At 65.8% G+C, this 22,403-nt stretch carries 22 protein-coding genes and 4 pseudogenes; 9 read left to right on the top strand and 17 right to left on the bottom strand.

Annotated features, from left to right (window positions below; all coding sequences use genetic code 11):
• Position 1: 1 nt before the first annotated feature.
• From J5M86_RS07810 to J5M86_RS07775, 8 genes are all read right to left on the bottom strand, one after another.
• Entirely contained in the window at positions 2-1,414 is a 1,413-nt protein-coding gene (locus tag J5M86_RS07810) for a DUF222 domain-containing protein (protein WP_188061154.1), read from the bottom strand.
• Between the two features lie 374 nt (positions 1,415-1,788).
• Complete coding sequence (locus tag J5M86_RS07805; protein ID WP_190468153.1) at positions 1,789-2,562, bottom strand: alpha/beta fold hydrolase; 774 nt, start codon at positions 2,560-2,562, stop codon at positions 1,789-1,791.
• Between the two features lie 319 nt (positions 2,563-2,881).
• Positions 2,882-3,289: an SRPBCC family protein gene (locus tag J5M86_RS07800; RefSeq protein ID WP_208964995.1), complete on the bottom strand. Its 408-nt coding sequence runs from the start codon at positions 3,287-3,289 to the stop codon at positions 2,882-2,884.
• The gene (locus tag J5M86_RS07795) at positions 3,286-4,425 is read right to left on the bottom strand and encodes an XdhC family protein (RefSeq protein WP_188061156.1); all 1,140 of its coding nucleotides are present in this window, start codon (positions 4,423-4,425) and stop codon (positions 3,286-3,288) included. Before J5M86_RS07795 ends, J5M86_RS07800 begins: the two co-directional genes overlap by 4 nt.
• Positions 4,418-4,987 carry an NTP transferase domain-containing protein gene (locus J5M86_RS07790; RefSeq protein ID WP_188061157.1) on the bottom strand — a complete coding sequence of 190 codons (570 nt, stop codon included), beginning with the start codon at positions 4,985-4,987 and terminating at the stop codon, positions 4,418-4,420. The genes J5M86_RS07795 and J5M86_RS07790 overlap by 8 nt, the downstream gene beginning before the upstream one ends.
• 16 nt (positions 4,988-5,003) lie before the next feature.
• Positions 5,004-7,163: a xanthine dehydrogenase family protein molybdopterin-binding subunit gene (locus J5M86_RS07785; protein WP_188061158.1), complete on the bottom strand. Its 2,160-nt coding sequence runs from the start codon at positions 7,161-7,163 to the stop codon at positions 5,004-5,006.
• Entirely contained in the window at positions 7,160-8,149 is a 990-nt protein-coding gene (locus J5M86_RS07780) for a xanthine dehydrogenase family protein subunit M (protein ID WP_188061159.1), read from the bottom strand. The genes J5M86_RS07785 and J5M86_RS07780 overlap by 4 nt, the downstream gene beginning before the upstream one ends.
• Entirely contained in the window at positions 8,146-8,682 is a 537-nt protein-coding gene (locus J5M86_RS07775) for a 2Fe-2S iron-sulfur cluster-binding protein (RefSeq protein WP_188061160.1), read from the bottom strand. The genes J5M86_RS07780 and J5M86_RS07775 overlap by 4 nt, the downstream gene beginning before the upstream one ends.
• A 178-nt stretch (positions 8,683-8,860) precedes the next feature.
• Here J5M86_RS07775 and J5M86_RS07770 point away from each other — a divergent pair, with 178 nt between their 5' ends.
• Positions 8,861-9,265: a VOC family protein gene (locus J5M86_RS07770; protein ID WP_188061161.1), complete on the top strand. Its 405-nt coding sequence runs from the start codon at positions 8,861-8,863 to the stop codon at positions 9,263-9,265.
• Positions 9,266-9,343: 78 nt separating this feature from the next.
• Entirely contained in the window at positions 9,344-10,411 is a 1,068-nt protein-coding gene (locus tag J5M86_RS07765) for an NUDIX domain-containing protein (protein WP_188061162.1), read from the top strand.
• 51 nt (positions 10,412-10,462) lie between these two features.
• Here J5M86_RS07765 and J5M86_RS07760 read toward each other — a convergent pair whose 3' ends face one another.
• From J5M86_RS07760 to J5M86_RS07745, 4 genes are all read right to left on the bottom strand, one after another.
• Complete coding sequence (locus J5M86_RS07760) at positions 10,463-10,756, bottom strand: hypothetical protein (protein ID WP_188061163.1); 294 nt, start codon at positions 10,754-10,756, stop codon at positions 10,463-10,465.
• A gap of 345 nt (positions 10,757-11,101) precedes the next feature.
• Complete coding sequence (locus J5M86_RS07755) at positions 11,102-11,596, bottom strand: ATP-binding protein (protein WP_188061164.1); 495 nt, start codon at positions 11,594-11,596, stop codon at positions 11,102-11,104.
• A 40-nt stretch (positions 11,597-11,636) separates the two neighbouring features.
• Complete coding sequence (locus tag J5M86_RS15445; RefSeq protein WP_244328264.1) at positions 11,637-12,605, bottom strand: hypothetical protein; 969 nt, start codon at positions 12,603-12,605, stop codon at positions 11,637-11,639.
• 548 nt (positions 12,606-13,153) lie between these two features.
• The gene (locus J5M86_RS07745; protein WP_188061165.1) at positions 13,154-13,486 is read right to left on the bottom strand and encodes a helix-turn-helix transcriptional regulator; all 333 of its coding nucleotides are present in this window, start codon (positions 13,484-13,486) and stop codon (positions 13,154-13,156) included.
• A gap of 249 nt (positions 13,487-13,735) precedes the next feature.
• Here J5M86_RS07745 and J5M86_RS07740 point away from each other — a divergent pair, with 249 nt between their 5' ends.
• The 6 genes and pseudogenes from J5M86_RS07740 to J5M86_RS07715 all read left to right on the top strand — a co-directional run bounded on the left by J5M86_RS07740 (position 13,736) and on the right by J5M86_RS07715 (position 18,927).
• The gene (locus J5M86_RS07740; protein WP_370587357.1) at positions 13,736-14,326 is read left to right on the top strand and encodes a maleylpyruvate isomerase N-terminal domain-containing protein; all 591 of its coding nucleotides are present in this window, start codon (positions 13,736-13,738) and stop codon (positions 14,324-14,326) included.
• An 807-nt stretch (positions 14,327-15,133) separates the two neighbouring features.
• Complete coding sequence (locus tag J5M86_RS07735) at positions 15,134-16,003, top strand: esterase family protein (RefSeq protein WP_188061167.1); 870 nt, start codon at positions 15,134-15,136, stop codon at positions 16,001-16,003.
• A 240-nt stretch (positions 16,004-16,243) separates the two neighbouring features.
• A pseudogene (locus J5M86_RS07730) lies at positions 16,244-16,549 on the top strand (transposase); the annotation flags it as partial.
• Between the two features lie 75 nt (positions 16,550-16,624).
• Positions 16,625-17,887 (top strand): annotated as a pseudogene (locus J5M86_RS07725) (IS3 family transposase).
• A 39-nt stretch (positions 17,888-17,926) separates the two neighbouring features.
• Positions 17,927-18,277, top strand: a pseudogene (locus J5M86_RS07720) (transposase); the annotation flags it as partial.
• On the top strand, positions 18,274-18,927 hold the full coding sequence (locus J5M86_RS07715; protein ID WP_256433460.1) for an IS3 family transposase: 654 nt from the start codon (positions 18,274-18,276) through the stop codon (positions 18,925-18,927). The pseudogene J5M86_RS07720 and the gene J5M86_RS07715, both read left to right, overlap by 4 nt.
• Before the next feature lie 118 nt (positions 18,928-19,045).
• Here J5M86_RS07715 and J5M86_RS15440 read toward each other — a convergent pair whose 3' ends face one another.
• A complete protein-coding gene (locus J5M86_RS15440; RefSeq protein WP_256433523.1) occupies positions 19,046-19,729 on the bottom strand; it encodes a GntR family transcriptional regulator in 684 nt (227 codons plus the stop codon).
• A 38-nt stretch (positions 19,730-19,767) separates the two neighbouring features.
• Positions 19,768-20,235: a hypothetical protein gene (locus tag J5M86_RS15435; protein WP_244328586.1), complete on the bottom strand. Its 468-nt coding sequence runs from the start codon at positions 20,233-20,235 to the stop codon at positions 19,768-19,770.
• Positions 20,236-20,294: 59 nt separating this feature from the next.
• Here J5M86_RS15435 and J5M86_RS07705 point away from each other — a divergent pair, with 59 nt between their 5' ends.
• A complete protein-coding gene (locus J5M86_RS07705) occupies positions 20,295-20,654 on the top strand; it encodes a hypothetical protein (protein WP_188060670.1) in 360 nt (119 codons plus the stop codon).
• A 56-nt stretch (positions 20,655-20,710) separates the two neighbouring features.
• On the opposite strand, the gene J5M86_RS07700 is transcribed toward J5M86_RS07705, so the two are convergent.
• From J5M86_RS07700 to J5M86_RS07690, 3 genes and pseudogenes are all read right to left on the bottom strand, one after another.
• Complete coding sequence (locus J5M86_RS07700) at positions 20,711-21,367, bottom strand: hypothetical protein (protein WP_188060671.1); 657 nt, start codon at positions 21,365-21,367, stop codon at positions 20,711-20,713.
• A gap of 44 nt (positions 21,368-21,411) precedes the next feature.
• Positions 21,412-22,074, bottom strand: coding sequence for a DUF305 domain-containing protein (locus tag J5M86_RS07695; protein ID WP_188060672.1), 663 nt, complete (start codon positions 22,072-22,074; stop codon positions 21,412-21,414).
• A 90-nt stretch (positions 22,075-22,164) separates the two neighbouring features.
• A pseudogene (locus J5M86_RS07690) lies at positions 22,165-22,395 on the bottom strand (sensor histidine kinase); the annotation flags it as partial.
• Positions 22,396-22,403 lie beyond the last annotated feature (8 nt).

Below are 22,403 nucleotides of genomic sequence, written 5' to 3'. Positions count from 1 at the left end.
GCTAGCTCGCCAGGCCGAGCCGGGCGGTGAGATGGATGTCGATTCCGCTCAGCGGGGGATCGGGTGCACGGCTGTGCACCGGAGGCGAGGTGGAGCGGTAGGTCTTTCCGGTCGGCGTGGTGATCTCGACCGTATGCGGATGACTTCCTGGCGGTCCATGACCGTGGATGACCCGAGTAGACCAACCCGGCATCTCCTTGACCAGGTTGAACCGCCGACAGACAGCGAGACCATTGTCGATGCTGGTAGGGCCGTCGTCCGTATGGCGTTGCACATGGTCGTGGTCGCGAATCGGCGCATCACAGAACGGAATCCGACAACTTCGGTCGCGCAGCTGGATGAAGCGGCGCACAGTGGCATCGAACCGGCGCCGCTTGGTGTCGAAGCCGGTGAGTTGCCCGGTAGTGGGGTCGGTGAAGATGCGGCGCACCCACGCCTGCGAGCTGTCGAGTTGGTCAGGTGAGGGCAGGAGCAGATCAGGTGCACCGGCGGCGATAGCGCGGGCGATCGCGGCGGGGATCGGGCCGTACCCGTCGAGCCATGCTGCGCCGTCCAACTCACTCTCCATGCCGAACGCGGCACCAGCGTGGTGGCGGTGGCATGACTCGGGCGACTGGCCGAACAACTGCCCAGCAGTCATGACGAGTTGCACCTCGACGCCGGGCCCCGAGGCCGGACACTGACCAGTGACGCGCTCAAACAGAAGATCGGCACTCACCTGCTGCAGGGTGCGGCCCTCGGCGCTGCCGTCCGACACCATGCCCAAGGCGTCTCGCCGCAGCGTGGCGGCCATCGCAGTCGCCATCGCCGCCGGTAGGTCTGCACCGAACCGGCACATGCCGTCCTTGCCGGGACGATTCCACACCGAGCGCTTCTTCGCGGCGGCCCGAGCTCGTGCCGTCCCTCCTTCAGGATCGATGTTCAGCGCTGCCGCCTTGGCGAGAGCGCCCGCCCGGATCGGGCTCACGTCTGGAAGCGCAGCGCAGATTTCGGCGTCCACCGCCCGACGTTGCAGGTGGTCGAGGTGATCAGTCTCGCGGTGAACCGCATGGGCGACGGAGCCGTTGATGCGCCCGTGTGCGAGAAGCTCGGCAGTCGCCGGGAGGTCGTCGCGCAGCGCTCGAGCGAAGGCAAGCTCCCGCGAAGCCTTGGCGGGGGAGATGCGCCGAGCAAGGGCGATCTGGTCTGCGATGCCGCGGCCACGCTCTCGGGAGCGCACCTTCGCCCGGAGCTGCTCCTCTCGCTGCGAACGATCGAAATCGGCGGTGATCGCAGCCCGCGCGTGCACCAGCGCCGACTCGAGCTTCTCCAGCGTCTCGATCTGGCTGATCTTGTCGAAATCATTTGCTGCAGAACGCATTCCGATCAGCTGGGCGACCATGTCGTCCAACGTGGGAGGCTGCGTCTGCTTCATGGAGAACAGCTAAGCACCGACCACCGACAGCGATCATTTCCGTGCTTTCAGCAGGCCGCCACACAGCCTCGACAACGACCTAGTAGCCCGCTGCGGACCAGCAGTACTGGAGGATGAGGGGCATGCTCGACCACGAGAAAACGGTCGATGACATCATCACCTTCTACGCCGATCTGATGGACCACTCCGAGCCGATCCCGGAGCGCGCCCACGTCTAGGAGATGGTGCTCGCTGCACCGGGGGTTAGCGTCGAGCAGGTGCGACGGGTGATCCCGCCCAGCACGATGCTGAAGCGGGTGCGGCAGCAGCCAACAAGTTCGAGCTGCCCAGCCTTGAGTGCTGTCGGGGCGGTAGCCACGGTGGCAGAACGGTGACTACGGCGTCTGGGTGAACTCGGTGACGATGCGCACGAGTTCGGCCGGCATCTGTTGGGGCAGACCGTGGGCACCGTCCGGCACCGCCAGCAGCTCGCCGCCAGCAGCATCCGCCAGGTCTGCGCACCACTTGTGGCTCGAGACCAGGTCGGCCGTGCCACGCACGACGAGCACAGGAGTCCGGACGCCGTCCATCACCTCATCCGCCGGCCGTCCGGCCTGCCTGCCGAAATCGGCGAGCACCAACGGATTCGCGCGGACGTAGTCAAAGGCGGCCTGGGCGATGACGCGCGGAGCCTCCGCGGGCACCCCTCGAACCAGCGCGGAGACGTGCTGGCGCATCCGAGGCCAACGAGCGTCAGGCGAGGGCGACACCATCGTGAGGGACGCGACCAGCTCCGGATGCTGTGCACTCAGCCGAGCGCCGGTCACGGCACCCAGTGAGTGGCCGACGAGGTCAACCGGTCCTAGTTGTTGCTCGCTCAGCCAGGCGGCTATGTGCGCACCTTGGGCGTCAGCGTCCATCGCGCCAGGGAGGCGGGTGCTGCGTCCGCAGCCCGGGGGGTCAATGACGAGGATCGGGCGGTTGTCCGGGTGCTGCTCGAGAAACCACTGATACGCATGCCACGACATGGAGAGTCCCGGAATGAGCACCAGCGGTCGCTCCGGACGTCGGACTGATCGCTCGACCCAACCCGTCCGGACGACACCAACGATCTCGCGACGACGGGTCAACCCACCACGGATTCGTCTGTGCGCCACAGGAAATGCCATCGACGCGAGTGTGGCACGAGACCAGCGCTCGGTAGTGCTACGGGCACTGCCCTGATGAGGTCCCGTCCGCGCAAGCAGTCCAGTCGTGGAGTGCTAGCCAGCACCCCACGACCGACGGTCATCCGATCGCGGATCCTTCTGGACGTCCGGCGACGTGCCGAACAGTTGAACGCTTCGAGACTCGGGAGTGTCGCAGCCGCAGTCGGCTCGCAACCGAGCGTTTCCGCGAGGGCCTTCGAGACGTTCGCCAGGTCGTCCGGCAGCGCGACCGACACACCACCACCGGACTGGACGACTGCTCGGTGGAACAACCCGTGCATCAACCATTCGAGAAACCGACCAGACGACGCAGAGCAATCGTGGACGCGAGTGCGTACGCGTGGACCAGCACTGGTGGACCGTCAACAGTGAGTTCTGTGGTCGTACCGCCTCTCGGACCAGCAGAGACCGTGTGATCCAGGTGCATGCGCAGCGGACCGATCCGCACCCGCCAGGTCCACAGTCGCCGGGGCTCGTCGACCTGCGTGATCGTGAACTTGACTCGCACGCCTGCCAGCCCATGGACAGTGCCGCCGACACCGGGCGCTATGCGGGGGAGAGGGTAATCGACTGCGGTGATCTGGGGAGCCCACGTCGGCCAGAGGTCAGGAGCCGCGTACCGCTCCCAGACGACGTCGGGATCGTCCGGTCCGTCGACACTCACATGGGCGCTGCGCAGTGTGATCATGGTTGCTCGTGGTGTATCGGCCCGGAGCGCTTCGACAACCGGCCGCCGTCGCCTCCCCAACGTAGCGAAATCATCTCTGCCGCAATCGAAACCGCGGTTTCCTCCGGTGTGCGGGCGCCGAGATCGAGCCCGATTGGGCTCGACATGCGCTCCAGTTCGTCGTGGGTGAGCCCCTCGTCGCGTAGTCGTGCCAGGCGGTCTTCGTGGGTGCGGCGAGACCCCATGACGCCGATGTAGCCGACCGCCGGCAGGCGAAGCGCGACCGACAGCAGCGGCACGTCGAACTTCGGGTCATGGGTGAGCACGGCTATTGCAGTGCGCTGATCGATGGCGCCAGCCTCTGCCTGGGACGCGAGGTATCGATGCGGCCAATCGACAACGACCTCATCTGCTTCCGGGAATCGGACGGTGGTGGCAAACACCGCGCGAGCGTCACACAGGGTGACGCGGTATCCGAGGAAGCTGCCCATCCGGGCGACCGCGCCGGCGAAGTCGATCGCTCCGAAAACCAGCAGACGCGGCTTGGGCGCGAACGACTGCACGAACACGCGCATGCCGTCGCCGCGACGCTGACCGTCCGGGCCGTAGGTGAGGGTGCCGGACCGCCCGCTGGCAAGCAGGCCCAGGGCGTCGTCCACCACGGCCGAGTCGATGCGGTCAGAACCGAGCGTGCCCACGTGGCAGCATGATTCGCTGTTTGTTGGACGCAGCATGAGGCGTCGTCCGACCAGCGACGAGTCGTCGTGTTCGACGATCGTCGCGGTCGAAACAGGACGCTCCCCGTCGATGTCGGTGAAAAGATCGTCGGACTCTGGGTAGGTCGCGGGGGAGAGGCGTTCCACGAAGACATCGAGGATTCCGCCGCACGTGAGTCCGACCGCGAGCGCGTCGTCGTCGCTCACTCCGTATCGCTGCAGCATGGGATTGCCGTGGACGAGCACCTCACGGCACAGGTCGTACAACGCACCTTCCACGCACCCGCCCGACACGGATCCGGTGATCGTGCCGTCTTCGGCGACGAGCATCGTCGCTCCTGGTTGGCGTGGCGCGGATTGCCAGGTGTCGACAACCGTTGCGACAGCAACGGATTCGCCGTTCGACAAGCGACGGCGCAGTTCCGGCAGCACCTCACGCACGTTCCAGCTCCTCGCGGGTGTCGATGTCGCGGCCGGTCGCAAGGTCGGCGCACTCGACCCGGACGTGCGGACTGTTTGCGAAGAGCGCTCTCGCACCCTGATCGCCGGTCGCGCGGTCGAGAGCGGACGCCCAGTGGTGTCGGCCGATGACGACAGGGTGGCCAGGCGTCCCGTCGAACGTGGCTCGGACGAGCGCCCTCCTGGCACCAGCACCGGCTGCGTCCATCACCCGCGACACGACGCGATGGTCGACGTCGGGCAGATCGACGAGCGTGATGAGCGCTGCGTCGGCATCGTCGGGACAGGCGTGCAGCCCCGCGCGCAAGGAAGCGCTCATGCCCTCGTGCCAGTCGTCGGCCACGACGATCTCGGCGTCTTGGACCAGTCGGGCAGCTTCGTCGGACGAGGCTCCGAGCACGACCACGACCGGCGAACACCCGCCGTTCCGGAGCGCAACGACGGCTCGCGTGAGCCACGACCCGCGAGCATCGCTGATGAGTGCCTTGGGCGTGCCCATCCGTCGGCCCTGTCCGGCGGCGAGCACGATTCCGGTTATCGGCATGACGCCCGGCGCAGGGTCAACGAGCCGCCTCGATCAGGGCCGACGGGGTGAACGGCGTGTGCCGTAGGCGAATTCCGGTGGCATTGAAGATCGCGTTGGCGATCGCTGCGGGCGTGCCGACCATGGCCATCTCGCCGATGCCCTTTGCGCCATTCGCGCCGAACCACTCGTCGTGCTCTGGGAGGAATTCGACCTCCAGTTCGGCGACGTCAGCGTGCGCGGCGATGTGATAGCCGGCGAGGTCACCGTTGACGACGTGTCCGAAGCGTGGGTCGCGGTACGACTCCTCGAACAACGCGGCCGACATCGCCATTGTCATGCCGCCGATCATCTGGCTGCGGGCGGTGAGCGGGTTGATGATCGTGCCAGCCGCATAGACGCCGAGAAGTCGGCGCACCCGCACCTCTGAAGTGACGGAACTGACTGCCACTTCGGCGAATTGGGCACCGAACGCGTGACGGGAGTATTTGCTCGCACCGCGGGGCGGACGTCCCTGCGCGCGTGCCGATGCTCCGTCCGGCGGGTTGTCTCCGTGCTTGCGGCGCAGCTTCTCGCAGGCGGCCACAACTGCGTTGCCCCATTCGTAAGTGCCCTGGCTGCCACCGGCCATGATCGCCATCGGTGTGCCGGTGCGTCCGATGTCGGTCTCGACATGATCGACCGGCACCTCGAGCGCGTCAGCGGCAATCTGCCGCAGGACGGTGTGGGCGCCGGTGCCGATGTCGGAAGCCTGCATCTGCACGACGTACTTGCCGCCGGTGTAAGTGACCCGTGCGAAGAGACTGGTGATGTGTTGGTTGGGGAAGCAGGTGGACGCCAGGCCCAGACCGATCTGCCATTCGCCATCGTGTCGCCCTCCGACGTCCTGACGCTGGTGCCAGCCGAAGAGTTCGGCCCCGCGCCGCAGGCAGGGCACCAATGCTCTCGTGCTCCAGGGCTTCCCGTTCTCAGGGTCGACCTCCGGCTCGTTGCGCACGCGTAGTTCCAGCGGGTCGATGCCGACCTGGTGCGCGAGTTCGTCCATGGCTGACTCGAGCGCGAACATGCCGTTGAAGTCACCGGGTGCGCGCATCCACGTCTCGGGCGGAAGGTCGAGGTTCACCGCGCGATGTTGGGTGTGCCGGTTCGGCGTCGCGTACATCATGCGGGTCGCCCAACACGCTTGGTCGATGTTGCGCTTCAGACGCGACGCGGCCTGGGTGCTGAAGTGCTCGACGGCGGTGAGTTGACCGTCGGCGGTCGCGCCGAGCCGGATGTGCTGGCTGGCTTCGGGGCGGTGGCCGACATTCATGAACATCTGCTGGCGGGTGAGTGCCAGCTTCACCGGGCGAGGTCGCACGACTTTGGCGGCCATCGCAGCGAGCGCGATGTGCGGGTGGGGGAATGCCTTTCCGCCAAAGCCGCCACCGACGTATGGCGAGATGATCTCGACCTGGTTGGGCAGCAATCCCAGCAGTGGTGGCAGCAGGGTGCGGTGGATGATCGGGCCCTGGTTGGTGTCGAAGAGGGTCAGTCGGGTCGCCCGGGGATCGCGCGTCTCGGTGTCGTGCCAGATCGCGATGACGGCGTGCGGCTCCATCTGGGCGTGGAAGTGAGCCGGGTTCGCATAGTGCGCGTCGACCCGATGCACCGCTTCGCGCCACCCCTGGTCCAGATCACCCTTGGTCTCCGTGCCGCGCCGCATGAGCACGAGGCGTGGACTCTCCACGTCGGGGTCGTGTGGGTCGAACTCGACCTTCGCGTCCTCCTGCTCGCAGATCACCTCAACGAGTTCGGCCGCTTCGCGAGCAGCTTCAGGCGTCTCGGCTACGACACCGCCGACGATCTGTCCGAAATGTGCGATCTCGGGGCCTTGCATAATCCACAGCGCAGCGTCCGTCTTGACCTTCAGCCGCGGCGAATTGTCGTGAGTGAGCACGTGCAACACGCCGGGCACAGCGTTCGCCCGATTCGTGTCGATGCGGACGATCCTGCCCTTGGCGATCGGTGCCGTGACCGGCCAAAGGTAGCAAGGGTTTTCGACATCGTGCTCGTAGGCGTACGGCGCCGTGCCGGTCACCTTCATGGGTCCGTCCACGCGGCGCACGGGGGTGCCGACGCTCCGTTCGCGAGGCGTGTCAAGGGCCGCGGTCTCGATGTCGGGTGCGTGCGGACGGGCTGGTGCTTCAGTGCTCATCGGACGGCTCCTTCGGCCAGTTCCTGCAGCACCGCCACGACGGTGCGTCGAAGCATCGGCAGCTTGTACGCGTTCTCCCCACCAGGATGCGCGGCTGCGAGTTCTGCATCAATGGCGACCTCGAAAACCTCAGCAGTCGCCGGACGTCCGCGCAACTGCTCTTCGGCGAGGTAAGCCCGGTAGGGCTTGTGCGAGACGCCGCCGAGCGCGAGTCGGAGGTCCTGCACGTGGCCGTCGGCGATGTCCAGGGCAGCGGCAACGGACACCAGCGCGAACGCGTAGGACGCACGGTCGCGCACCTTCCGATACCGCGAACGGGTGGCCCAGGGGAGTGGGGGAATCTCGATCGCAACGATCAGTTCGCCGGGCTCGAGATTGGTGTCGCGTGACGGGTCGTCGCCCGGCAGGCGGTGGAACTCGGCGAAAGGAATCGCTCGGTCGCCAGACCGGCCCGTGACGTGGACGACTGCGTCGAGCGCGGCGAACGGCAGGCAGAGGTCGGATGGATGAACAGCGACGCATTGGTCGGACTGACCAATGAGCGCGTTGTACTTGCCGAAACCGTCGATCGCCGAGCAACCCGAGCCTGGTTCGCGCTTGTTGCACGGAGTGGACCGGTCTTGGAAGTAGACACAGCGCGTACGCTGGAGCAGGTTGCCACCGGTCGAAGCCATCGCCCGGATCTGTCCGGATGCTCCCGCGAGCAGGGCTTGGCTGACGAACGGGAAACGCTGCCGCACAAGCGGACTCATCGCGAGGTCAGCGTTGCGGACGTTCGCACCGACGCGCAGACCACCGTCCGGAGTTTCCTCGATGCCGCCGAGATCGAGCCGACTGATGTCGACGATTCGGTCGGGACGTCGGATGCCGAGCCGCAGATGGTCGACGAGATTGGTGCCGCCGGCGAGGTAGGCAGTCGTCTCACGTTCGTGTTGGGCGAGCGCGTCGGAAACCGTTGTGGCGCGGACGTATTCGAAGTCCTTCATGCCTGGCCCCGCTCCTGCGCCACATCGGTGAGCGCTTCACGGATATGGGCATAGGCGCCGCATCGACACAGATTGCCGCTCATCCGTTCGCTGATCTCCTCCGGCGTGAGCCGTACCTTCTGTAGGTCGCTGACGTCCGCGGTCACATGCGAGGGCATACCGGCTTCCGCCTCGGCGAACATGCCTGCAGCAGAGCAGATCTGGCCGGGCGTGCAGTATCCGCACTGCAGCGCGTCGCGGTCTACGAACGCCGCCTGGATGTCGCTGAGTTGATCAGTGCTACCGAGGCCAGCAGCCGTCGTGACCTGCGCACCGTCGTACGACGCAGCAAGTGTGAGACAGCTGATGATGCGCCGACCATCGACGAGCACGGTGCAGGCTCCGCACTGGCCGTGGTCGCAGCCCTTCTTCACGGTGGTGATGCCGAGCCGGTCACGGATCGCGTCCATCACACTCACGCGAGGATCAAGTTCGACGTGATGTTCCTGGCCGTCAACGATCAGTCGGACGGACACTTGCTGTGCAGAGGGCATGGGCGCACCTTCCAGCGGGGGATTTTCACACTAACCGCGCGATGAGCCCGGGGGCAGTGTTGGGACGGGTGTGATTGCAGTAGCCGCGTTGAGCGCGGGCCGTGACACCGAAGGTCAGCCATCTATGGCGCTGTCGGTTCGTGCTGGCCGCGCAGGTGTCCGGGTAGGTTCGCTATTCATGACGGCTGTGCCTGAGCCCCACTTCATCCACCATCTCGGTGTCTTCGCCAGCGACTTCACTGCGAGCGAGCGCTTCTACACTGCAGCCCTCGCACCGCTGAACATCCAGCCCGGCTACCGCACCCACTCGATCGCCGAGTACTGGGTAACCGGCATCGACACGCCGAGCCTCTCCTTGGAGGCGGCGCCTACGACTGGTGAGGTCACGCGTGGCCTACACGTGGGTTTCGAAGCTGCAGACCGGGCGGCGGTAGACGCGTTCTACGCCGCGGCAATGATGGCCGGCGGCAGCGAGCGCGAGTCGCCAAAGTACTGGTCCGAATACGGCGCCTATGCGGCATTCGTCAGTGACCCCGATGGGAACAACGTCGAGGCGTTGGTGAAGGAGTCTCGCAAATCATGAGGCGAGCTGGGCGTTCCTTTCGAAGACGTCAGTTCTGAAGCGTCCAACCTTCACGGAGCCCGAACTACGTTGACATACATGGCTGTCGACTCTGCGCCCATCCGTGTCAAAGCGATGCTCATCGCTCCGAACGAGGAGTTCGACGCGCACGCGGTCAGTCTTCTCCCGCCGACCGCCGAGAACCCGGACGGTTACCACCGCCTGATCGGCGGCAGCGTCGAGCCCGGTGAGACGCATGAGCAAGCGCTGCGCCGCGAGGTCGAGGAGGAGATTGGCGCTCAGGTCGAGGAGCTGCAGTTCTTGGCCTGCGTTGAAAGCATCTTCACCATCGATGGTCGACTCGGGCACGAAATTGTCTTCCTCTACACCGGTCGACTCGACCCACTTCCTGCCGAGTCGGGGGCAGTCCTCACCGAAGGGGACGGGTCGACCGCGCCGATCGTCTGGCGTTCGTTCCATGAGCAGCAAGTGCCTCTGCCGCTCTACCCCTCGGACGCCGTCGCTTGGGTGCATCGTCTTCCTCGCAATGATCTGGGTCGGGACGCTGCCCGTGCCGAGACCGTGCAGGCATATGAGAGTAACGCCGACGCGTACGCCGACAACGCGCCCGACCTGAACGAGCCGATGTCGACCAACCTCGACCGCTTCGCGTCCCTTGTTGGTGACGGCCGAGTGGTGGAGATTGGAAGCGGTCCGGGGCGTGATGCTCTAGCTCTCGAAGCACGCGGCCTCACTGTGCAGCGCACCGACATCACACCCGCCTTCGTCAAGCGCCTGATCGACGCGGGTTATGACGCCAAGGTCGTCGATCCGCTACGCGATGATCTCGGTGGTCCCTATCGCGGGGTGTGGGCCAATGCCGTTCTGCTGCATCTGAGTCGCCCGGAAATGGCGATCGTGCTGCACCGGTTACGGCAGGTGGTCGTCGACGGGGGAGTGCTCATGTGCACGCTCAAAGAAGGAGCCGGGGACGGTTGGTCGCGGCATGGAAGTGTGCAGGCCGCTCGTCACTTCACTTTCTGGCGTGAACAGCAGTTGCGCGAGGTCCTTGAGGCAGCCGGCTGGACACCGATCGATGTACAACATTCGCCTGGCCGCAAGCTGGAGGAGCAGTGGCTGAACGTCATGGCCCGAGCGTCCAGTTGACGGCCAATGACGCCTACTCGGGTGGCCGAGGGGTCGGGGGAGTACCTGAGATCAGTCCTCCGCGGGTCGGCAGATGAGCTGGCGCCAACTACTGATCGCCTCGTCTCCGAAGCCCGATACTGAGCGCATGGGTCTACGCAATTTCCTCATCGAAGGTGTCTGAAGATCGAGTGCGTCGAGCACGGCCGCGAGGTCTTGGTCGTTCCATGGGGCGCCGGGGGTGTGGCCGTTGATCGCCTCGAAGATGAGGACCACCCATTTCCCATCGTCGATGCGGTCCAGGAGACGGGTTGCGGGTGCGCGACGGTGATCGATCTGGAGGTTGTTGTTGGCCTCGGTGCGCATGATGTGCGGCGTGTCTGGGTTCTGCGCAGGTGATGCTGCCTTGATGACGACAGATCGGCCGTCCGCCAAGATCGCTGTTCCCGCGAGTGCTGGGGAGTAGCCACCTGTAGCTGACGCAGAGTCGACAACGGCGGAGCCGAGGCAGTCAGTAATCCGCTCCTAGACGTGAAAGGGAGTACAGCCCATTGCAGGCGATGGCTCATCAACGCACCATCATCCTGACAGTCCGACCCTCGCGAATGCGAGGACATTTCCCGGAGCGGGCTCCCAGGCGGTCGCAGCGGACTGGTAATCGACGACTGGTCTCCGGGCTTGTGCGCCCGGAGACCAGTCGCTGCCAACCGGCTAACTGCCCGGCGTGTCGAACAAAGCCAGTTCGGCATCGGTCGGTCGGTCAAGGTACGTGCGCCATTCGGCTACGTCGTGTCGAGTGACTGGTGGGTCCTCGGCATCCCTTGCGTGTATTCGCCGCCACAATTCGTCGTCGGACGCGTCGAGGAACCGCAGCTCCACAGCGGCGCCCAAGGCGCGTGCCTCTGATCGCAGCTGGTCGCGTTCTGTTCGGGCCCAGGTGCCCCACTCGATAATGACGGTCATACCCGCCACAAGTAGGTCCTTCGCGACCGACCATTGAAGTGCCTCGACGCGGGATCGAACGTCGGCTTCCCAGAGATTGATGTCGAGAGCGGTCATCCAGGCGTCCGCGCTCATCCGGATGCTGGCTGGCTCGCCTGCGAGACTGAGAGCCAGTGTCGTCTTACCGCTACCAGGCAGCCCGCAAATCAGGATCAGCCTTCCGCATGCTTGCCGCGAGGTGTCCTCTGCTGGTTGATGACTCACCTGTGGAACTCTCGATCGTTAGTCGTCCATCGACGCAGTGTCACGGGGATCCAATCCGTCGTCCGGCGTAACGGGCCCACGGTTCGGCAGCCTTGTTGGCGTGGAGGAAGGCGACTTGGTGGCTGTACCCGAGCGCGTCGGCGACCAGCGACGGCGGGCACTCGAGGACGAGCTCACCGATTGCTCGGTTGCGGGCGCCGAGGAGGTTGATCCCGAGGTCGCGTAGGCGGTCCATCACGGTGTTCGGGTGTAGATGCCGACCAACGACGTATCCGGGGAAGAGCCAGGGGCTGTCGGGCACTGCACCTGTGCGCAAGTTGGGCCGGGCCGCGAGGTGCGTTCGGATGATGCCGGCGAATGGTTCGGGCACGTCGGTGGGTTTACCGCCAAGTCTGATGGTCATCTCGGCGTCGTCGTTGATGATGGTCGTCGGGAAGGTGACGACCTTGACCAGTGGCTGCGCGTAGAGCAGGAGCAGCATGCCTGCGGTGCGGTAGGGGAGCGATTCGCTTGTGCCGGTGAGCAATTGGTGGATCCAGGCGAGCCGCTGGTCCTGGCTGAGCGACGGGCTCGTCTTGGGGGACCGGTGTGGGATCGTCACGGCCGTGTTGAGCTGTGCCCGCTTCGCAACGACGAAGAACGTCCTGATGGCGCTGCGCGTTGTCGGCCCGCCGCCAAGCCACTCATCGACGTCCTGTTGCGTGCAGGTGTCCGCGGTTCGTTCGTAGGTCTCGTGGAGCCACAGCAGAAACTTGATCGTTTCAGTGATCTCCTGCTTAGCGGAGTGCACCGGTCCACGCGTTGAGGCTCCGGCGGCCGCCTTCGCGCGGATCCGGCGCAGATGATGCCAGGCGGCGAAGTGGCGCACCGGCTGGCTGACTTCGCCGGGTAGCCCTTCGAGCTTGGCGTCGATCCACTGCTCGAACCGGGCAAGGTACTGGTCGCGCTGGGGGAGTAACCCGCGGTGTTGCAAGATCGCGCGCAGGTGTTCGGTCGGTTTGCCTGGCACCGTGTCGAGACCTTCGTGGGTAACGGGAATGGTTCCGTCACCGAGCGCGCGCAGCAGCTCTTGAACTTTCGCGGAGCGTTCCCAGACGATGATCGATTCGGGTCTGTCGGCGGCACAGAGCGCGTCCATCAAACCGACGAGGGCTGGATTGGTTGGTTCGCCGCCGAGGATGTCGTGCAGGTCTTCGCGCAGAGCGCAGCGGCCGCATAGCTTGCCGCGGTGGTGGCCGGCTTCGACGTGGCACCGTTCGCAGTGGAAGTCGTAAGGGATTTCGGCGCAGGTCGAGCAGATCGGGTGGCCATCGGCATTGGGTGGTCCGGGCAGAAGCCGTTCTTGCAGGCAGTCGGGGCAGGTTCCGCGGGTGTGGACGGCGTCGAAGTAGCAGGTGAAGCAGAGCCGTCCTTCGGGCCAGGTCGCAGCCAGGCGTGGAATGTTGCGTCCGCAACGTGCGCACGGGTCGTGACGGTCGCTCGTGGCTCGCGGCCGACCGCGGACGGTACGGCGAGGGGAGAAGGCCGACCGGTTTCGGATCCTTCACTGCCACAGTCCTATTCGTCGAGGATGTTCGCGCGGCGTGGTCGCACGGTGCGATCCAGCTGGACAACATTCGGTGCCGACGCGGTGCCGGTTTTGCGGGTGCGCACGTCGGCTGCTGTGGTCGTCAGCAAGTCCGCGGGTGTGCACTCGAAGATGTCGCACAGCGCGGCGATCACCTGCAGGGAGACGCGTTCGGGGCGCTGGATAACCAGGCGGTAGACCTGCGGTCGAGACAAAGCGATGTCGCGCTCGGCGAGCAACGGGATGAGGTCGGTCGTGTTGTGCAGCCCTCGAGCGGCCATCAGCTCGGACAGCCGCCAGGTGTAGTCGACTTTGCGCTTCATGATGATCCGTCCTCGGTCGTGCGTGCCATTGCTTCCTTGGGATACCTGTCGGTGACGCACTGATCGTCCTCGGCTGCAACGGATCCCGCGCCGTTGGCTTCGGTGTTCACGGAGTGACGGCAGCAATCATGCTCTTCGTCAGCCTTTGTCTGCTCATGGCGTGAGGAGACGATCGGGGACCATGAAGTCGAGGTCGCTGCCCCGCCCGGACCACGTCAGGGTGTCGGCGCCGTGCCCTAGGGTCGCAGCATGCAGTCCACTGAGCTGGTCGGAGCCGCCACGAAGGCGATGAACGACGCGCTGCAGTCTGCGCTCGGAGAGTCGTGGGATGTTCCGTCGGGCGATGTGACGTGGTCCTGCCGGGACACCGCGGCCCACGTCGCGGATGACCTTTTCTCGTACGCATCTCAGGTGCTCGCACAGCCCGCGGACGGCTATCTGCCGATCGAGGTCGTCGTCGACAAGGACGCGACGAACCGCCAGCTGATGGACGCCGTCGTCATGTGCGGCACGTTGTTGCAGAACGCCGTGGTCCTGACTCCGTCGAGCAGTCGTGGCTGGCACCCCAACGGGACCTCTGATCCCCACGGCTTCGCGGCCATGGGGGCGGTCGAGGTGCTGGTGCATACCTACGACATCGCCCAAGGGCTTGGCTTTGAGTGGCGCCCGCCGACAGACCTGTCTCGAGCCGTCCTCGATCGCCTTTTCCCCGATGCGCCAGAGGGCGCGCCGGGCGACGTGCTGCTCTACTGCTGCGGCCGCGCCCCACTGGGCACCCTGCCCAGGAAGACGTCGTGGGCCTGGGACTCGTCGGTGCGTGCGGAAGCCGCGGACCATTGAAGTGAATTCGGGGTGTGAATCCGCGCACGAACCCATCATTAGTGTCTCATGTGTTCTAGTGTTGTTGGTCAACTGTTTGGTGGACACCCTGCGTATCAAGTTCGTGCGTATTCGTCGGCATATTGACTCGCTCCATGGATCCTGTGTGGGCTAGCGTCGACAGATGCCGTCACTCGAGGATGGCGCCCGATGCACGAGCCCAGACTGCGCGTGCGGGAACGAAGCAGAACATCGATTTCGGCCGTGGTCCGATGTGTGGTTGCTGCGCTGCTGACTGTCCGAACGTGCATGGCGCGAGGGAGGTAAGACCTGGCGTAAGGGGTATTGGGTTCGCCCGGTGCCCTGGCGGCTGGGGTTGGAACTTCACGTGGACGATGTCGGCGTGACACAGTGCACCGAGCTCGCCGCCGCTGAGAAGACCACTCGTGACGTTCTGGCCTCAATGGGTCGCAAAGACGCCTCGACAGCGCGAGTCCATGTTCTTCAACCCGTAGAACCCTCTGCGGATGCGGAAAGCTGATCGAAAGTCATTCGCTATGAGCATGCGTGATTCGGCGGAAGGTCCGACCACAAGGTGGGCGGCGCAGGTTGAGTCCCGGTCAGTGCGTACGGACGTGTGCCACAAGCGGCCCCTGTCCCGGTGACAGTGGCCGGACGACCCCTGCGGGACGGCCAGGACCCGGTCGGGACGGGATCGGGACGGGATCGGGCTCGACGGGCGCGGTCACCGTTCGAGGTTCCGCACGTGGAACGTCTTGCGGGAAGGAGTTTTGTTCGTTCGGTCGGCCTCTCCGATACAGTCGCAACGTGTCTCCAACGGTGCCGTTCGCCCCGCTTCCACGTTCGCTCGGCGAGATCTCATACGAGTACGGCCCAGACTCCGTTTCACGGAACCGGGGAGAAGCCGGCACGATCGAAGAGTTGGTGCTCGGAGCGAGTACGCGCTTTCCGGGAACATCGCGCAGGGTGTGGATGCACCGGCCAGCTGGCCATTCGATTGATGACGAGAGCGCTGTCATGTTCTTCAACGACGGTTGGTGGTATCTCGACCCCGAGGGGGACGTGCGCGGGGCGATCGTCCTTGACAACCTCGCTGCTGCAGGAGACCTCCCGCCCCTCGTGAGTGTCTTTGTCGACCCGGGCGTACTCAATGTTGATGGCGTCGTGACGAAGCATCGCAATGCTGAATACGACGCCTTCGACGGCACGTATGCCAATTTTTTCGTGGAAGAAGTCTTGCCGCTCCTCCAGAGCCGCTTTCGGATCTCCGCGGACCCAATGATGCGGGGTATCTGCGGAGGCAGCAGCGGGGGGAACGCCGCGGTGACGGCCGCTTGGTGCCGCCCAGACGCGATCGGGCGTGTCATCGCGTTCAATTCGAGCTTCGCACAGATGCCCGGCGGCAACCCGTACCCGAAGCTGCTCGCCTCCGAGCCGCACCGCGACATGCGGGTGTTTCTCCATGCCGCGCAGCGCGACATCAACTGGAATCAGCCGGACTTCAACTGGTTTGCGGAGAACCTCGAGACTGCAGCCGCTTTCGCTCGTGCCGGCTATGACTTCAGGCTCATCGTCGGAGATGGCGCCCACAGCCCCAATCACGGCGGCGTGCTGTTGCCAGACGCGCTCCGCTGGCTCTGGGCCGAACGGCCTGTCGACGGCGGATCTGCACGCTGACGCTTGGTTATTGGGCTGCTGCGGAGTGCAATGCGAGATTGCCGTGGAGACAATGATCCGGCGGTACTGACGGTCGACCGGGCACCGGCAACTCTTCTTCTGTCCATCGGTCTGTTCAGTTGAGTCCCTGATAGTGGTGTAGCGCGGTCGCTCGCCTGGTCCCGGTTGTGGACGTGGGTGCGGCCACCGCGTGATCCTTCGAGTGAACCTCTCACAGCTCTCTCGAATGGAGTCATCACGATGACCGCTCCACACATTGTTGACCCTGCCGGGCTTCTGAGTGAAGCCCTGTCCGAAGCATCACCGGATCTGATGCGCACCCTGCTGCAAACCATGATCAACGCGTTGCTGTCCGCGGACGCCGACGCCGTCGTGGGTGCCGAGTGGGGCCGCCCCACACCCGGGCGCACCACTCAACGCAACGGGTACCGGCACCGGCCTCTGGACACTCGCGTCGGCACGATCGATGTCGCTGTCCCCAAACTCCGGACCAGCACCTATTTCCCTGAATGGTTGCCTGTTCGCGGGAGTGCGGCGCGTGCGGCCTCGGGGCCTGACCCCGGTTCTTGGACACGCTGAATCCAGCACGTGGTGCTGGGGAAGCGAGATGATCCAGGAACTATGGCCAGGAAGAACTACTCCGAGGAGTTTCGTCGTCAGGCCGTCGACTTGTACGAGTCCACCCCGGGCGCCACGGTCCGCGGCATCGCCGAGGACCTCGGCATCGTGCGCGGCACGCTGCGGGGCTGGCTCGAGGTCTACGGGACCGGCAAGAAGACCGCCGCCGACGGAACGCTGACCTCCAGCCCGTTGCAGTCCAAGCCTCCAGGGCCGAGCCCCGCGGTACCCGAGGGTGAGGCGCCCGAGCAGAGGATCGCCCGACTCGAGGCCGAGAACGCGGCGCTACGTGCCGAGACGACCAAGCTCACCACCGAGCGGGAGATTCTCCAGCGGGCGGCCAAGTATTTCGCCGGGGAGACGCGCTGGTGAGTCGCTTCCAGTTCGTCGCCGACAACTCCGCCACCTTCGAGGTGAAGCGACTGTGCGCGCTCGTCGAGGTCGAGCGTCCGTCCTACTACGCCTGGCTCAACGCCGCCCCCGCTCGCGCAGAGCGCGCCCGGGCAGATGCTGAGCTCGCGGAACGGATCAGGGCCGTTCATGCCGAGGACGACACCCAGGGGGCGCCGCGGATCACCGCCGAGCTCAACGACAACGCTCCTGCCGGTGAGCGGGTCAACCACAAGCGCGTCGCGCGGGTGATGCGGCTTGAGGGCATCCGTGGCTACGTGAAGAAGCGGCGGGTGCGGACCACGATCCCCGAGCCCTCGGGGCAGAAGTACCCCGACCTGCTCAAGCGGGACTTCACCGCCGAGCGCCCGAACCGGCGCTACGTCGGCGACATCACCTACCTGCCGCTGGCCGACGGCACGAACCTGTCCCTGGCCACCGTGATCGACTGCTACTCCCGTCGACTGGCCGGCTGGGCGGTCGCTGACCACATGCGCACCGAGCTCGTGGAGGACGCGCTCAAGGCCGCTGCCGCGACCCGGGGCAGCCTCAAGGGCGCGATCTTTCACAGCGACCATGGGTCGGTCTACTGCTCGAAGGCCTACGCCGCGCTGTGCAAGAAGCTCGGGGTCACCCAATCCATGGGCGCCGTGGGATCCAGCGCGGACAACGCGCTGGCGGAGTCGTTCAACGCCACGATGAAGCGCGAGGTCCTCCAAAGACGCCGCGTGCTGGAATGACGAACTGGGCTGCCGCAGGCAGGTCTTCAGGTGGCTCGTCCGCTACAACACCCGGCGCCGTCACACCTGGTGCGGCTACCTGTCCCCGTCCACCTACGAGGCCCGCCGGGCCGCTACGCTACCGACCGCTGCGTAATCACACCCGGTGTCCAAGATCCGGGGGTAGGGCCCGGCAGCATTCGCCGCGAACGAGGCACACCTCGAGGTCGAGGTGGCGTGGCAGTGCGCCCAGCAGGTCCGCTCGGTCTACCACCAAGACACTCACGCGGCCGGTCGCCAGGTCGCCGAACAGGTCCTGGCCACCTTCGCCACCTGCCCGATCCGCGAAGTCGCACGGCTCGGGCGCACCCTGAAGCAGTGGCGCACCGAGTTCCTGGGCTACTTCGACACCCACGGCGCATCCAACGGCGGCACCGAAGCCATGAACGGGCTCATCGAACTCCACCGACGCATCGCACGAGGCTTCCGCAACCGTGACAACTACCGACTACGAATGCTCCTCATCGGAGGCGGACTCAACATATGACCCACGCTCAACGGCGAAGAGCCGGTAAACGTCCTGGCCGGCACGGTAAGCGACCGGGCCCACCGGTCCATGACGATCTGCTCGCCGTCACCGACCAGCATGGTGTGGTGCGGCACGAGTTCACCGCGACGGCACCGAATCAGGTGTGGCTGACCGATATCACCGAGCACCGCACCGGTGAGGGAAAGCTGTACCTGTGCGCGGTGAAAGACGTGTACTCGGGTCGGATCGTGGGGTATTCCCTGAGTGAGCGGATGCGGTCGACACTGGCTGTGGCGGCGTTGAATTCAGCAGTCGCGCGACGCCGTGCTGAGGGCATGCCCGTCGCCGGGTGCATCGTGCACAGCGACCGCGGCTCTCAATTCCGCGCCCGGAAATACGTCCGGGCGCTGCGAAGCCACGACCTGCTCGGGTCGATGGGCAGAGTCGGAGCTGCTGGCGACAACGCCGCGATGGAATCCTTCTTCGCGCTGCTGCAAAAGAACGTGCTCAACCGGCATGCCTGGGACACCCGTGAGCAGTTGCGGACGGCGATCGTGACCTGGACCGAACGCACCTACCACCGCCGCCGGCGTCAGGAACGACTCGGCCGATTGACCCCCATCGAATTCGAGACCATCATGACCACACCCGCCACACAGGCGGCGTGACCGAACCTGTCACCTATCCGTGCAGCAGTCCCTTCTATCCTTCCAGAGCGCCGCCGAGCCGAGCTAAACAATGCCTGCTCTCAATGACGGAACGTCCGCCAATATTGTGGTACACCGTTCATCCGGTCCACGGCCGATGCAGGACTGGCGGGGACACGGGGGAGGAGAACCCGGCGAAGTCGTCATAGTGGTTGGCGAGGTCGTGGGCGCGCTGGGCGTGCCAGCGTGCGGTGTTGATGTCGCCGGCGAGCACGAGCCGGGCTGCTTCCTCGGTGTGGGCGTGGTGCTCCCACCAGGACTCGATCGCGGCTGCCGTCTCCGGGTCCTGCTCGGGCAGGAGGCCGACGCCGCTGGAGTAGTCGTGGCCTTGCTCGCGGCAGTACTCGAGGCGGTCGTACTCGTCGATGTCGTTGGCCCACCCACGCGTGGTGCCGCCGGTCCCGGAGTCACAGGTGGCGCAGTGCGTCCAGGACGCCCACTCCCACAACCGACCCGCCGTCGCAGGCTCGGGTGCCGGACTCGTGGCGCGATCGCGCAACGCGGTGACGTGCTGGCGAACCCGGGCCACCGCTTCGTGCAGCTGCTCGAGCTCGTCACCGATCGCCACTACGCCCACAGTGTCGGCCGAGGGAACCCGCACGATGAACGCACCGGACCCATGCCGGGTCTCCAACACGCCCTCGTCGACCAAGACTGCTTGTGCGGCCCTCATCGTCTGCACCCCGGCGAAGCGGTACGCGGCCATCAGGTCCGCCAGCGTCGGGATCCGGTCGCCGGCCTCACCGAACTCGCCGGAGGCGATCCGGCGGGGCAGGTCGAGCGTCGGTCGTGGCAGGGCGTTCAGGAGCCGGTGAGGATGCGGTACCGGAAGCGCACGGAGGCAGGCGTGTACTCGGGCTGTGTCACCTCGTGTTGGACGGCGAGCAGGTCGACGAGGCAGAGAGCACCCTGCTGGTTCTGCAGGATGAGCTGCTGGCCCACTTGCGCGATGACATGACGACCGGGTGTGAGCTGTGACGCCAGTTCGTCGTGGTCGGCGCTGCCTGAGAGGTTTAGCCCGACCGCGTGGATCGGATCCCTGCAGACGTAGACCGACTGCGCTCCGCAGGCGGAGATCTCCAGTGCGAACTCGAACTCGCCGCATCCCAGCTTGTAGCGGCTGTCGAGCTCGGCCAACGCCTGGTCGAGGAGGTCATCTGGGGCGAGGAGCCGTTCGGTGGTGCTGTGTTCCGTGGCGGGCCGGGGTTCACGTACTCGGGCGAGACTTTGGACCGGGTGGTGTTGGCCCGCCCGGGTGCCCTGCCGCACGACCGTGACACGTTCTTCGTCACCGTCGGTCGGTTGCCGGGGGCGTCTCGGTCGAGGCGGTGTTGCGGTCAGACCCGGACGACGCGCTGTCCATGTTGCGTGGCGGGTTCGGGTCGAACGTGGACGCCGCGTTGCGGCACCGCAGCGGCGACTACCCGGCGTTCCTCGTTGTCGTGGCGGGCGCGGGTCTGGCCGACGGCATGATCCCGCGGGGGATGGTCCTCGGTCTGTGGGAAGCGCGTACACCGGCCGGTACCGACGGAGCCGAGGACGACGAGGCTCCCCGCTTGGAAACGGTCGACTCCCCGTGGGTTCGGGCGGTCCGCGCGTCCCTCGTCAGGACCGTGGTCCCGGTCAAGGCGAGTGCGGGCTGGCACCTACCCGGCGTCGGCGTAGACGATCCCCGGGGCGGACCGTAGGGGGCTGGTCTGCGTGTGCCGGAGCAGGTTCCACCTGTCCGCTGGCACCTGGCCCGTCATCGTGTCGCGTTGCCGGACGTGGGCGCGGAGCGTGAACAGGACGGTCTGCAGGCGGGTGGACGCCCGCCACGGTTCGTTGTCGCCGGTGGCGGGCACTGAGACAGGACAGTTGACGGGCGTCTAATCGGTGCTGCCTTAGCACTCCAACTGTCCAGCCGAACCCGTTGACCCTCTTTGATGTTCACCGCGGGCGCGAACGGGTTGTTCTCGTCATACCGGCGATGGTTGATGCCCCAGTCGTAGGCGTTCATCGACCCGGTCAGCATCAACGCGTGCGTCACGTCCACCTCGCGGGACTTCAGCCGCACCGACGGGTCGGCGGTCGTCGATGCGCTCTGGATGACGCGGCCACCCAGCGTTTTCGGGACGGACGCCATTGTCGGGCGGGCGCCTGACCCGGCCGCCAGCACCGCGAAGGTGGACCCGGTTTTGCCCTCGGCAAGAGCGACGAACGGCACCGGGCGGTCCGGCACGGTGATCAGGGCGTCGACGCGTTCGCCCATCGCGAGCACCACCGCGTCAACCCGCCGATGGACAATGGGGAACCCGTCGGTGTGCGTCAGCGTCATCGGCACCCCAGGCATCCCGATGCGGTATGCCGTGTCCCCGGACGCGTTGATCACGCGCAACCGGATCCGCTGGCCCGGCTCCATGAGACCGAGTATACCCCCATGGGGTATATGAACGATGGTGGGGTTTACAGGCTGTCGGTCGAGCCGGTCACCGTGGCGCTGGTCGGGGATACCGGCCCGAGCAAGTCGGTCATGGTGGTGATCTCCTTCTTCTGGCCCTTGATGATCGACTGAGCAAGTGTCTTAACATCCGGGTCCTGGCTGGTCTTCAGCACGTCGGTGGCCATTGTGATCGCACCGCGGTGGTGCCCGATCATCATGGTCAGCCACTTGCGATCGAACGCAGACCCGCTGGCGGACTTGAGCGCGGCCATCTCCTTCTTGCTCATCATCCCGGTCATCCCGCTCATGTCATGGCCCGTCATGCCGGGCATGGTGGTGGGGGTGCCCCAGGTCTTCAGCCACCCGGTCATGGTGGTGATCTCCGGGTCCTGTGCCTTCTTGATCTGCGTGGCGAGGGTGCGCACCTGTTTGCTGGCGGTGGTCTTGCCCAGGGCAATGTCGGCCATCTCCACGGCCTGCTGATGGTGCGGGATCATGCTCTGCGCGAACGTGATGTCCGCGGCGCGCCCGGACGGGCTGCTGCTGGAGCCGCCAGTGGCGGACGTGGAGCCGTGGTCCATCCCGGACATGCCACCCATCCCGCCTCCGCTGGAGCCGCACGCGGCCAAGGTGACGGTCGCGGTCACGGCCGCGAGAGTGAGAGTCAGCGAACGACGAGAGAACATGAGCGAGAGTTTCCTTCCAGGCAACGGATTGCGATCCGTCTCAGCCTGGGCGCCGTACCACGCACGTCCGGTCGAGATTGTCTGGAGATTTCATGAAGTTTCGGCCGGCAGGGTCACGGTGAAGCTGGCACCCTGTCCGGGGCCGTCGCTGGCTGCGGTGACGGTGCCGCCGTGCGCCCGCGCCACCGATTGGCAGATCGCCAGGCCGATCCCGGCGCCGCCGTGGTCGCGGTCTCGCGCGGTGTCAGTGCGATAGAACCGCTCGAACACGTGCGGCAGATGCTCGGCGGCGATGCCGTCCCCGTCATCGCGAACCTCAAGGCGGGCCG

Source organism: Yimella sp. cx-51 (assembly GCF_017654605.1).
Lineage (GTDB): Bacteria > Actinomycetota > Actinomycetes > Actinomycetales > Dermatophilaceae > Yimella.
Note: the sequence above shows the minus strand (reverse complement) of the source record. Positions and strands in the feature narration are given on the sequence as shown.